This window comes from Sorangium sp. So ce185 (assembly GCF_051526825.1).
Taxonomy (GTDB): Bacteria; Myxococcota_A; Polyangia; order Polyangiales; family Polyangiaceae; genus Sorangium; species Sorangium cellulosum_D.
This window is the reverse complement of the sequence record NZ_CP150316.1, coordinates 4,787,271-4,800,781: the sequence shown is the minus strand read 5'-3', so window position 1 is coordinate 4,800,781 and position 13,511 is coordinate 4,787,271. Positions and strand designations below refer to the sequence as shown.

2 protein-coding genes are annotated in these 13,511 nt (G+C 69.3%); both read right to left on the bottom strand.

Translation table 11 applies throughout. The annotated features are described in order from the left end of the window. Window positions 1–147: 147 nt before the first annotated feature. Window positions 148–1,707: a protein kinase domain-containing protein gene (locus tag WMF26_RS17675; RefSeq protein WP_438001273.1), complete on the bottom strand. Its 1,560-nt coding sequence runs from the start codon at window positions 1,705–1,707 to the stop codon at window positions 148–150. Window positions 1,708–1,964: 257 nt separating this feature from the next. Further along, window positions 1,965–13,484: a tetratricopeptide repeat protein gene (locus WMF26_RS17670; protein ID WP_438001272.1), complete on the bottom strand. Its 11,520-nt coding sequence runs from the start codon at window positions 13,482–13,484 to the stop codon at window positions 1,965–1,967. Window positions 13,485–13,511 lie beyond the last annotated feature (27 nt).

The window sequence follows — 13,511 nt, the reverse complement described above, 5'->3', positions numbered from 1 at the left end:
GGCGCGCTTCCGGCGCGACCGCGGGCCGAGAGGGGGCGCCGCGCCGCCCTCCGGGGCCACCGCGCCGCCCTCCGGGGCCACCGCGTCGCCCTCCGGGCCGCCGCGTCGCCCGCCCGGGTGGCTACGGCGAGGCCGCGGCCCTGCCCGTCACTTCCGGGGCGCGGAGCCGCCGCCCTGCTTGGTGGGCGTCGTCTGCACCGGGCGCAGGTTGATGGTCAGCACCTCGTCGCGCGTGAACACCACGAAGCGCGCCTCCGGGGTGTACCCATCGGCCGTGACCCGGATGCGATGTCCGGTGCCATCCCGGCTGAACCGCGCGAAGAACGGGTTGCTGGGGAGCTCCACGTCGTCGAGGTAGATCTTCGCGTCCATCGGCGTGGCGATGATCCGGAGCTCGATGAGGTTGGCGACGGGCGGCGGCGGCGCGGGCTGGATCACCATGGGCGTGGTCGGGTCGACCGGAGGGGCCACCGGCTCCTGGTCCTCCTTCATCGGGAACTGCGAGACGACCGCCCACGTGCCGCCGATCAAGAGCACGGAGAGCAGCGCGACCCCCGCGCCCCAGAAGAGCGCCTTGCGCCCGGTCGGCTTGGTGTTGGCGACCATGATCGTGGGGATCGTCTGGCGGTTCGAGATGCTGTCCTCGCGCGAGCTGTCGTCGCCCAGCATCGGATCCGCGACCGGCGCGGCGGCGAACTGCTGCGCCATCTGCGACACCGGCATGCGCTGGGACCACGGCACCGCGCCGCGCTCCTCGAGCACCGGGAGGATCTCGAACTCCTCCGCGCCCTCGCCCGAGGCCGCGTGGAGCCGCCCGAGCTGGTCGCTGATGGCGGACCGCACCTCGGCCCGTCGGTTCGCGAACGTCTCGCCGATGAGGCGGCCGATCTCGGCCGACGACGGGCGCCGGCCCATCGTCGCGAGGTAGGCCTCGACGTCCTCGCGCATCTGCGCCGCCGTCGCGTAGCGCTCTTCGGGCGCCATCGCGAGGGCGCGCGAGCAGATCCGATCGAGCGCCTCGGGCGCCGCGGGCCACCGCTCGCGCAGCTGCGGGATCTCGCCGAACGTGAGCCGCTGGAGGATCTGCACGTCGGAGAGATCCCCCCAGAAGCGCTCGCCCACGACGAGCTCCCAGAATATCAGGCCCATCGAGAAGACGTCCGCGCGGCGGTCGACCGTCGTCGCGAGGGCCTGCTCCGGCGCCATGTACCGGATCTTCCCCTTGACGACGCCCGTGCTCGTGTCCGCGTCGCGCGTCGCCCACTTCGCGATGCCGAAGTCGACGACCTTCGCCTGCCCGTCGTAGGTGACGAAGATGTTGTGCGGGCTGATGTCGCGGTGGACCACCTGGAGCGGCTGCCCGTTGAAGTCCATGAGGTCGTGCGCGTAGTGCAGCCCGGCGAGCGCGTCCGAGAGGATCGCCAGGTACACCGCGCGGTGACGCGAGGGGTCGATCTTCCTGCAGATCCGATCGAGCGAGTGCCCCTCCAGGTACTCCATCACGATGTAGTACTGGTCGTCGATCTGGCCGCACTCGTACGTCTGCACGACGTTCGGGTGGTTCAGCCGCGCGGCGAGCCTCGCTTCGTCGAGGAACATCGCGTTGACTTCGGGCTCGGTGGCGATCCCCGGCTTGAGCCGCTTGATCACGACCAGCTTCTCGAAGCCGAGCGGGCCGCGATGCGCAGCGAGGAAGACCTCGGCCATCCCACCCTGCCCCAGCTTTGCGATCAGCCTGTATCTCCCGAAGCCTCTCGCGGACTGCACGGGGAGCCGGACGATCATCGATGATGAGGTCACAGCACCCGATCGTTCGTAAGGATTGCTGACTCGTCAAGCAGACTCATGGATATGTGCCTCCCGACGGCATAGAGCGCTCCGAGGCCGGGAGCGAGCCGCCCCCGGCCTCGGATGCTCTGATTCCGATGTAGATTCAGCTATTTAGGGTTCACCGACGCGCGCGCTCACCCCTCGCCGATGGCGATGCCGAGCGCCTGACGCAGCGCAAAATACTGATCGCTTGTCGAGAAGACGATCAGCTCCTTGAGCTTGTCCTGGGGCGGGAGATCCCCGGGCTGCTGCGGCTCGGCGGCGATGATCTTCTTCGCGATCTCGAGATCGCCCGAGAGGAGCAGGCCGGTGCGCGCCGCGGTGATGTCGACGCACTGGACCCACCGCTTGATGTTCGCCTTCGCGCCCTCCGCGAGGAACTTCTTGACCACCATGCGGAGCCCCTCGAGCTGCATCGGCTGCATGAAGCCGCGGAGCGTCTGCGCGGTGGCCATGATCTGCTTCTCGATGTCCTGCGGCACCGGCGTGTCGGGCGCGACCAGCTTGATCCCGGCGAACAGGAGCACCGTCAGCTCGGTGACCGTCGGGAACAGCGTCTTGATGTAGTGCTCGCCGCGGTACATCGCGAGGTGCTTGCCGACGATGAACGTGAGCTCCTGCGGCGAGAACCCGGTGAGGACGGTCTGCCCCGCGACGGACGCCGGCTGCTCGTTCGCCACCGCGACGAGCGCGCCGGGCACGTCGCTGCGCACGTAGAGCCGCGGCGCCGGGAGGCCGAGGACGTTGGCCGCCCACCCGAAGGTCCGGGCGAACGTCACCGTCGAGGTCGCCGGATCCTGCAGGAACCGCGGATCGAGGACCGGGAGCTCCTTCCTCTGCTTCAGCGTCTCGATCTTCGCCCTGAGCGCGGCGCCCGCGATCATCTCGAAGATCTTGCCGACGTAGAGGTTCTCCTCCTCGTGGAACAGGTTCCTGATCCACTGCTCGTTGTCGAGCCGGCTCTTCGCCGGGATCAGGCCCTGCGGGCGGTAGTCCTCGAAGTACTGCTGCTCGTCCGGATCGGCCTTGCGGAGGAACGCGAGCGCCGCCGCGACGCACCAGGCCTGGTCGTAGCGCTTGCCGTCGACGTACAGGCGGTAGAGCCGCTTGTACGGGTCGATCTTCATCGGATCGATCTTGACCATCGCCTGGAACTCGTTGGTCGCCAGATCGAACTGCTCCGACTGCTCGTAGAGCTCCGCCAGGATCAGGTGCTCCGTCGCGTCCTCGGGCTTGAGCCGCGAGGCCATGCGGAACGTCTCGACCGCGGCCGTCCGGTCGCCGAGCCGGTCGCGGTAGATGAGCCCGAGCGCGTGCCAGAGGTTGTACTCGAGGTCCGTGTTCCCCTTGCCGGCGACCCGGTGCAGCATCTTGCGGTACGCCCGCTCGAGCTGCTTCCACTCCTTCTGCGCCGTGAGGATCTTGTTGATGCGCTCGAAGGCCTCGAGGGAGTGCGGGTTCAGGTCCAGCGTCTCGTTGAACAGCTCCACCGCGCGCGCCGGGTCCTCCAGCTTGTCGCGGTAGATCTGCGCCATCGTGTAGAGGTAGCGGCTCTTGCGATCCGGCTGCGGCTCGAGGTCCGCGATCCGCTGGAGGCAGTCCACCATCCGCTCCCACTGCCCCGTGCGCTGGTAGAGCTGGAGCAGCTTGTGGAGCAGGACGTGGTTCTGCGGCTCGAGATCGAGCGCCTCCTCCAGGGCCTCGACGCCCTTCGGGATGTTGTTCTCCTTCTCGACCCAGATGTCGCCGATCTCGTTCAACATCCTGAACCGCTCGGCGCCGTCCATGATGTTGTCGAGGATCAGCCGCTTGTAGTGGCAGACCTGCTTGTAGTCCTTGAGCGCGTCGTAGACGGCGACCATCGCCTCGAGCGTCGGCCGGTGCGACGGATCGGCCCCGAGCGCCTTCTCGAAGTTGTTGACCGCCTGCTTCGACTGCCCCTGCGCCTGCTTGATGCAGCCGAGCTTGTAGTAGACGGTGGCGCGCTCCTCGGTCTCGGCCTCGTCGAGGCTGGTGAGCACCTTCTGGTAGTTCGTCAGCGCGCTCGCCCAGTCGTTCAGCTTGAAGCTGACGTCGGCGAGGCCCCGGATCGTCTCCTGGTCGGTGAGATCGAGGTTGTGCGCCGCCGTGTACGCCTTGAGCGACGCCTCGTCCTTGCCGAGCCGCTCGAGGACCTTGCCGAACGTCCGCTGCAGCCGGTGCTGCTCTGAACGGTCGCGCTTGCCGCTCTTCCTGACGAGCATCTCCGCGAGCGGCTCGGCCTGGGCCCACCGCTCCGTGGAGACGTACTCGTTGAGGAGCGGCATCGCGGCGTCCTCGTTGTCGGGGTCGCTCTGGAGCGCCATCTCGTACGCCTGCACGGCGAGCGCGTGCTCGCCGAGCATGTCGTCGCGGAGCTTGCCGAGCTCGACGAGCAGCCGCGCCTTGGCGCGGGGCGCGTCGGTGTTCATCTGCTCCTGCTCGAGGTAGCGCGCCGCGCGATCCCAGTCGGCCGCGTCGATCGCGATCACCCGCAGCGCCGCCAACGTCGGCACGTGGGTGGGGTCGAGATCGAGCGCCATCTCGAAGCGCTCCTGGGCCAGCCCGCGCTCGCCGAGCTTCTCGTCGAGCTGCCGGCCGATCCGGTAGTACATGTCGACGCGCTGCTTGCCGTCCACGGTCAGGTCCGCGACGCGCGTCATGTACTCGATGGCCTTCGACGAGTTGTCCTGCTTCTCGTAGAGCTTCGCCAGCGCCTCCAGGGACGGGACGTGCGTGTCCTGGATGTCGACGATGTTCAGGTAAGCGTCGATCGCGCGGTCGAGGTCCTCGATCTCCTCGGCGTAGACCTTCGCCGTATGGGACCAGAGCTCGATCTTCTTCTGGCGATCCTCGGCGGCGTTGATGTGGCGGTCGTACGTGTTGATGAGGTCGTGCCACTGCCGCAGCCGGCGGTAGCAGCGCTCGAGGGCCTCGAGCGCGGGCTCGTGCGACGGGTCGATCTCGACCACCTGCTCGAGCCGCGCGGCCGAGAGATCCGGCTTCAGGAACTGCTCCTCCTGGAGGTTCGCGATCTTCATCAGCACGTCGATGCGCTCGCGCTCCGTGGTGACCACGTCGAGCTGCATCTCGAGGACGCGCACGAGATCCGGCCACTGGTGGGTGGTCGTGTACACGCGCTCGAGCCCCCGCATCGCGAGCAGGTTCGACGCGTCGATGTCCAGCACCTCGCGGTAGACCGCGCCGGCCTTCTCGATGAGGCCGAGCTTGGTCTCGTAGAGGCCGGCGGTGCGCAGCTTCACGCTCGCGACGACGTCGGGCTCGCTGACGGCCTTCGCCTTGCGGAGCAGGACGTCGACGAGGTCGTTCGACTGGTCGCGATCCGTGTAGATGCGCTCCAGCGCCTCGAGGGCCGGGAGGTGCAGCGGATCGACGTCGAGGGCGCGCCGGTAGAAGCTGAGCCCCTGCTCGACCTCGCCCATGTGCTTCTCGAGCACCTCGCCGAGCTCGGTCAGGATCTCCTTCCGGTCGACGTCGATCACCGCGACGTTGAGGGCGTTCGTCAGCATCTCGCCCTGCCGCTGCCACTGGCCGGTCTTCTTGAAGAAGTTCGCCATCTGGCGCAGCACCGCCACGTTGTTCGGGTCGTACGCGTAGATCTGCTGGTAGTACGGCTGCGCGTACTCGGGGTGACCGAGGTCCTCCGAGTACCACTTGGCCAGGCGCAGGCAGAGCGTGATCTTCTGGACCGGGGCCGTCTCCTGCTGGAGCCACCCGTTCACCGTCTGCACGAGCTCGGGCCAGCGGTTCGTCGCCTGCGCCATGCGCTCGAGGTACCGGACCGTCTCCATGTCGGAGTAGTCCATCTCGAACGCCGTGAGCAGCGCGTCGAACGCCTGGGGCCTGTCCTCGAGCTGCTCCTCGAAGACGCGGGCCACCTTGCGGAGGATGTCGGTCTTCTCGTGCACCTCCTCGCGCGACTCGAGCCGCGCGAGGTAGAGCTCGATGAGCGGCTCGCTGCGCCGGGCCGCGTCGTGGAGCTCCTCGAGCGCCGCGAAGGCCTGGTCGTGCGTCGGGTCGAGCTCCAGGACCTTCTCGTACGCGAGCGTGCCCCGGTCCTTCTCCTCGACCTGGTGCTCCCAGATCTGCGCCACCTCGAGGTACTCGCGCACCTTGTCGGCCGGCGACTCGTAGGCCGCCGCCCGGCCCATCTTCACGTCGATGACCTCGACCCAGCGCCCCTCGGCGCGGAGCAGGTTCTCCAGGGCGGCCATCGCCTCGAAGTCCTTCGGGTCGACCTCGAGCAGCTTCCGCCAGGCGTCGATCGCGTCGTAGGCCTGCCCGAGGACGTGCTGGTAGGTCGTCCCGAGCTCGCGGTAGAGCGCGATCACGTTCTCGGCCGGCAGCACGTCGCGCGCCCGATCCACCGTCTGGTGGAGCGCGCTCACGATCTGCTCGGGCTCGTTGCGGAGCCGCCAGATCGCCGCGATGGCGTAGAGCGCCTCGAGGTTCGCGTAGTCGATGTCGAGCACGCGCTGGTAGTCGTCGAGCGCCGAGTCGTCGCGGCCGAGCTGCTCGTGGAACAGCTTGGCGCGGCGGAGCAGCACCGCGACGCGCGACTCGTCGTCGGTCGCGATGTCGTAGTGGCGCTCGAGGACGTCACAGAGCTCGGCCCACTGCCCGACCCGCTCGTACAGGTTGGACAGCGCCCCGAGCGCCTCCGGATCCTCGCCGCGGAGGTCGAGGACGCGCTTCCACGTCTCGACCGCGCCCTGGACGTCGTTCAGCCGATCGGCGAGCAGGTGCGCCATCTTGGCGCGGATGTCCGCCTCCTGGCTGTCGCCCATCGCGTTCTCGAGCTCCCGCTCCAGCACGACCTTGAGCTGGGTCCAGGCGCCCTTGGTCGTGTAGATGCGCTCGAGGGCGCTGATCGCCTGCTCGTTCGTCGTCTCGAGCTCGTCGAAGATGCGCCGGAAGGCGCGGATGGCGTCGTCGAGCTGCCCGAGCCGCTCCTCGTACGTCTGGCCGAGCCGGAGGTACAGGTCGACGAGCTCCGGGCGATCCTCGGTCGCGCGCACCCGCTGCTCGAGCACGCTCGCGAGCTCCGGGTACTGCTCGAGCTGCGTGTAGATCCGGTCGAGGTTCGAGAGCGCCTCGGCCTCGAGCGGCTCGATGCCGAGCACGTACCGGTACGTCTCCTCCGCCTTGGCGACGTCGCTGAGGTCGGTCTCGAAGACGCGCGCGAGCCGCTTGCCGATGCTGGTCTGCACGTCCTTGTCGGCGTGGATGCCCAGCACGTCGGCGTACGCGTTCGCGAGCAGTTCCCAGCCGCCGTCGACCGAGCCGGCGAGCCGCTCGACCTCCTCGAGCGTCTTCTCGTCGCGCGGGTACTCCTTCAGCGCCCGGATGAAGACGGCGAGGGCCCCGTCCGGCGAGATGAGGCGCTCCTCCTGGAGCTCGCCGAGCCGGTAGTACATCGACAGCCGATCCGGCTCCTGGGTGAGGTGTGTGAGCTCCGCCTCGAGCACCCCGCCGAGCTTCTCCCACTCCGCCGCCGCCTGGTAGAGCGGCTCCAGGATCGCGCCGATCTCGATCTGCTTGATCCCGGCCGCGAAGAGCCCCTCGAGGGCCTCGAGCGTGGGCGAGTGCTCGGGGGCTGCGGTGAGCACCTCGCGGTACGCCGCGATGGCCGCCGGCAGGTCGTTGAGCCGCGTCTGGTACACCACGCCGAGCCGGTACTTGAACTCGAGGATCTCGTCCGGCGACTGCGCGATCTCCGACTCGCGCGAGAGGATCGTGACGAGGTCGCTCCACCGCTCGGTCGCCGTGAACAGGCGGTCGAGCGAGGCGATCGCGGTCTGGTTCTCCGGCTCGACCTCGAGCACGCGCCGGTAGCGCGCGACGGCGCTGTCGATGTCGTCGAGCTGCGTCTCGAAGATCTGCGCGAGCCGCAGCCCGAGCTCGACGAAGCGCCCCGGCTCCTCGCCGAGCCGGCCGAGCTCCGTGTCGTAGAGCGCGGCGACCTGCGGCCAGCGGTTCACCATCATCGCGAGCCGCTCGAGGTTCGAGAGCGACTCCTCGTTGCCGATGTCGAACGTCACCGCCCGCGCGTACGTCTCGAAGGCGGTCACGTGGTCGCTCAGCATCTCCTCCGAGAGGCGCGCGATGCGGTGGAGCAGGTCGACCTTCTCGTACGGGTCCTCGGCCACCTTGACCCGGACCTCGAGCACGCTGATCAGCTTCTGCCACTCGCCGGACGCGTCGTAGATCGGCTCGAGGACCAGCGCGGCGCCGAGCGGATCGCGGGTGCCGTCCTTGATCTGCTCGAGCGCGCGGAGCGTCGGCTCGTGGTCGGGCATCTGCTGGAGCAGATCGCGGTAGAGCTCGATGGCCCTCGACACGTCGTCGAGGTGCTTCTCGTAGAGCTCCGCGATCCGGTACTGGTAGCTGATGCCCTCGGCCGGATCCGCGGTGATCTCCGCCTCGTGCTGGAGCACGCTGAGCAGCTCGAGCCAGTTCTCCGAGGTCTGGTAGAGGACGTCGAGCCGCCCGAGCGCCTGCAGGTCGTCCGGATCGATCTCGAGCACCCGCTGGTACGTGTCGATCGCGCTCGCGACGTTGCCGAGCTCGCGCTCGTACACCGCGCCGATCTGGTAGTAGATGCGCTTCTTCTCGTTCGAATCGAGGACGAGATCGGCCTTCTTCGCGTAGACCGAGAGCAGCTCCTGCCAGCGCGAGAGGCTGAGGTAGAGCTTGGTCAGCGCGTCGATCGCCCGGAGATCCTCGGCGTCGAGCTCGAGCACCTTGCCGTAGACCGCGATGGCCTGGTCGTGCCGCTCGAGCACCTCCTCCTCGATGCTCGCGGCCTGGAACAGGGCGAGCTTCTTCTCGTTCAGGTCGTCGAGGATCTCCGCCTTCTGCTGGAGGATCTGCGACAGCTCGTTGTACCGCTCCGACGTCCGGAACAGCCGCTCGAGCGACTCGGCCGCGTGCAGGTTGCGCGGATCGATCTCGAGCACGCGCCGGTAGTGCCCGACGGCGCTGTCCATGTCGCCGAGGTCGCCCTCGTAGATGCGCGCGCTCATCGTGTAGAGCGTGCTCGCGAGCTCCGCGTCGGTCTGCTGCGCCGCCAGCGTCTCGAACACGCGCGCCAGGTCGGCGAAGCGACCTGTCGCGCGCGCCAGCCGATCGAGCCCCTCCTGCGTCGACTCCGAGGCCGGATCCTGGCTCAGCGCCCGCGCGTAGGTGTCGAACGCCGAGTTGAGGTCGCCGCCGGCGTCCTCGTAGAGCACGGCGATCTGGTGGAGCAGCTCGACGCGGCGGGTCACGTCATCGCTGCGGCGCACCTGCACCTCGTGCACCCCGATGAGCTTCTGGTAGTCGCCCGACTGGCGGTACAGCGGCTCGAGGATCTCCGCGATCGCGACCTCGTGCTCGGGGAGCTTCCCGAGGCGCTCGAGGGCCGCGAGCGCCTCGACGTTGGTCGGCTCGCGCTCGAGCACCTGCCGGTAGATGTCGATCGCCGAGTCGACGAGCCGCATCCGCGACTCCCGCAGCGCGGCGAGCCGGAGCATCAGCCGGATCTGCGCCTCCTCCTCGGCCGCGATGCTGAGCTGCGCCTCGAGGTTGTCGGCCAGCTCCTCCCACATGCCCTGGCGGCTGAAGAGCCCGTCGAGCGCCGTCAGCGCCACCAGGCTCGTGTCGTCGGTGGAGAGGACCTCGCGGTAGGCGGCGATCGCCTCCTCCGGCTGGCCGAGCCGCTGCTCGTAGACCTCGGCCATCTGCGCGTAGAGGCTCTCGCGCTCGGCGGGCTCGTGCACGAGCTCGATGCGGCGCCGGTAGACGCCGATGAGATCGCCCCAGCGCTCGGTGCGCCGGTAGAGCGCGTCCATCGCCTCCAGCGCCTCGGAGTCGGAGGGATCGATCGAGAGCACGCGGAGGTAGCCGTTCGCCGCGTCCTCGACCTTGCCGAGCCGCTCGTGGATGCTCGCGAGCCGCATCCAGTACTCGCGGCTCAGCCGGGCGTCGCTCAGCGAGTCGGCGATCTCGCTGAAGATGACGTCGAGCCGGTCCCAGGCGCCCGCCTGCGCGGCGAGCGACTCGAGCTCGGCCCGCGTCTCGGCGTGCGACGGATCGTCCTTGAGCGCCCGCGACTGCGCGTCGAACGCGCGGTTCAGGTCGCTCAGGCTGTCGGCCGCCGTCCGCGCCACCTTCCGGAGCAGCGAGACGCGCGTCGCCGTGTCGCCCTCGGCCGCGGCGAGGATCTCGAGCGCCTGGATCAGCTTCTCCCAGTCGCCGCGCCCCTCGTAGATCTCCTGCAGGATGGCCGCCGCCTCGGCGCGCAGCGACTCGTTCGAGAGCAGCGCCTCGAGCGCGAGGCGCGCCGCGTCGTTGCCCGGATCGAGGATCAGGATTTCCTTGTAGTTCTCGAGCGCTCCCGCCGCATCGTTCAGGTGCTTCTCGAGGGTGCTCCCGAGCCGGAACTTGAGGTCGATGAGCGCCTGCTCGTCGAGCGGGGAGTCGATCCGCTTGCGGAGCACGTCGACGTAGGACTCCCAGTCCTGCTGCTCGCGGTAGAGCTTGTCGAGCGCCGCGAGCGCCTGCGGGTCCGTCGGCTCGTCGTCGAGCACCTGGCGGTGCGTCGCGATCGCCCGCACCGGGTCGCGCAGCTCGCCCTCGTACAGCTCGGCGATCGCGTAGAGGATCTGCTTGCGCTCCTCGGGCTCGGTGATGATGCCGAGCTTCTTCTCGTAGATGCCGAGCAGCTCGCCGAAGCGGCCCGTCTCACGGTAGAGCCGCTCCAGCGCGCTGATCGCGGCTTCGTTCTCGCCGTCCGCCTCGTACACGGCGCGGAACTGCGAGAGCGCCTCGTCGATGCGCTTCACCTCGTCGAGCAGCACGCGCCCGAGCCGGAGCCGGAGATCGACCCCGAGCGCGATGTCCCCCTCGCCCTCGGCGCGGGAGATCGCCGTCGAGTAGGCGTCGATGAGGGCGTCCCACCCCTCGGTGGAGCGCGCCGCCCGCTCGACGTCCTCGATGCACTGCTCGTCCTGCGGGGCGATCTGGAAGGCCGAGAGGTAGCGCTCGAACGCCCTCTGCGGCTCCTTGAGCCGCGTCTCGTAGAGCGCCGCGACCTGCCGGTAGAGGTCGAGCCGGGACGCGTCGTCCTGGTCGTGCGAGAGCTTCACCTCGATCGCGCCGGCGAGCCCCTTCGGGTTGTTCGCCTGCGTGTAGATCGGGATCAGCGCCTCGGCCGCGGCGAGGTGCGCGCCGTCGATCGAGAGCACCTTCTCGTAGGCGCGCGCCGCGCGATCCGCCTTCTGCTTCTGGTTCATCCAGAGCTCGGCGATCTTGACCAGCAGGCTGATCTTCGCCGCGTCGTCGGTCTCCTTCGCCTCCTGCGACTCGAGGACGCGGATGAACTCGTCCCACTTGCCGCTCTCGGCGTAGAACACCTCGAGATCGTCCCAGCGCTGGAGCTGGAGGTACGCCTTCTTGAGCGCCTCCTGCGCCTTGCGGTCCTGGGGGTTCAGCGCGATCACCTCTTGCCAGGCCTTGACCGCCGCCTCGTCGTCCTTGAGGCGCTCGCCGTAGAGCTGCGCGAGCTTGCTGAGGAGCGCGAGCTTCTGGGTGCTGTCGAAGGTCGTGTCGACCTGCTTCTGCAGCACCCGCGCGAACGCCTGGTAGTCCTTGTTCTTCTCGTAGAGGCCCGCCAGCGCGTTCAGCGCCTCCGGGTTCTCCGGATCGTTCGCGAGGACCTCGTCCCAGAGCTCGATGCAGAAGTCGACCTTCTTCACCCGCTCGGACGCGAGCTTCGCGATCTCGAGGTACTTCGCGGCGCGCTCGCCGCCCTCCGGGAGCGCGGCGGCCTCGCGGCGGAGCAGCCCGATGAGCTTCTCCCAGTCGCGCCGCTTCTCGTAGCTCTGGCGGAGGAAGTCGATCGCCTGCGGGTGCTCGCCGTCGATCGCGAGGATCGCCTCGTAGCACTTCACCGCTTCGGCCGCGTTCGAGAACTTGCCCGAGTAGAGCTCCGCCGCCTTCGCGTAGTTCTCGATCTTCTCGGCGGGATCGGAGACCGCCTCGGCGATCTCGATCAGCGTCTTGACGTACTCGTTGTACCGCTTGGCCTGCTCCTGCTTCTGGGCCTTCGCCTTGAGCTCCTCGACGCGGCCCGCGACCTCGGCGGCCGGGGGCGGCGGCGCGGTCGGCCGCCGGCCGATCTCCGAATCGGCGGGCCGGCTCTCGGCGGGGGCGCGCGGCGGCGGCGCCGGCTCGATGTCGGCGACCGAGGACCTCGCGTTGACCTCGTCGGCCGGGGCGTCCGCGGGGGCGCTCGCCCTGCCGCTCACGGGCGCCGGCGCGCTGACCGGGGCCGGCGTGCTGATCGGCGCGCGCACGCTCACGGGCGCCGGCGCGCTCACGGGCGCCTGCGCGCTGACCGGCGCCGGCGCGCTCGTGGGGAGCGGCGTGGCGTCTGCGGCCGCGACGGGCGCGGGCGCGGCCGGCGCGACCGCGACCGGCGCGGGCGCCGCGACGGGCGCGGGCGCGGCGGCGGACGGCGCGGCGGCCGTGAGGCGCTCGCCGATCTGCGCTTCGAACGCGCTGACGCTCGGGTGCGTCGGCGCGACCGCCGAGAGCCGCTCGAACCAGCTCCTCGCCCGGATGAGATTGCCGAGCTGCCGCCAGGCGATGCCGCCCGCCTGCGCGATCATGAACGGCGAAGTGCCGTTCTGGTTCGCGGCGCTCTCCGCCAGCGCGGCGACGCGCTCCCAGTTGCCTTCCTTCGTCCCCCAGAGCTCGCGCAGGTAGGCGAACGCCGCCTCGTTCGAGGGGTCGTACCGGAGCGATTCCTCGAGGAGCTTCGAGCCGATCTCGACGTTCTGGTGCCGCGTGGCCCAGCGGACGCCGAACTTGAACGCCGCCTCGCCGCGCGCCACGCCGGTGCGCGACTCGAGGATGCGGCGCTGCGTCTCGACGATCGCCTGCGGCCGCTCCTCCTCGGCGAGCAGCCCCTCGAACATCGCCGCGGCCTGCTTGTCGGAAGGCGCCGCCTCGTACGCGCGCCGGAGCAGGCCCTCGAGCTGATCGCGATCGAAGCGCTTGGCGAGGCGCGCCGCGCGCAGCAGCAGCCGCTTGCGCTCGCTCGTGGTCGCGGCGGCGTCGGCCGCCTCGACCAGCTCCGCCATGTGCGCCGCCCACGACGACTGATCGACCTGCATGTCGCCGAGGCAGGCCCGCGCCTCCTCGCTCGTCCCGCCCGAGGCGGTGAGCGCGCGCGCGTACGTCGCCGTTGCGCGCTCGAAATCGCCCGCGTCGCAGAGCACGTCGCCGAGCTCCACGAGGAGCTCGGCGGCCGCCGTCCCCTCCGGCGAGTTCCTCAGCTCAAGCTCCAGGAGCTTCTGGACCATGTTGGTCTTGCCGAGGTCCCAGTAGATGGAACGAGCCGACTCCAGCGCCTCGAGCAGCGCTGGATTCAGCTTGTACGCGTCCTGGAAGTGCTTCAGCGCCTTGACGGCCTGAAGGAACTTCTCCTCGAGCAGCCGCCCGAGCTTCAGGTGATATGCCGCCTTCCGGGTCGCGTCCCCTTCGGCCGCAATCCCCTTCTCGAGCTCCTCGACGAGCCCTTGCCAGTCATGAACCGACTCGAGATGATTGAGACGCTGCGCAAGATCCATTGATTATCGACCCTCGGCCCCGACCTT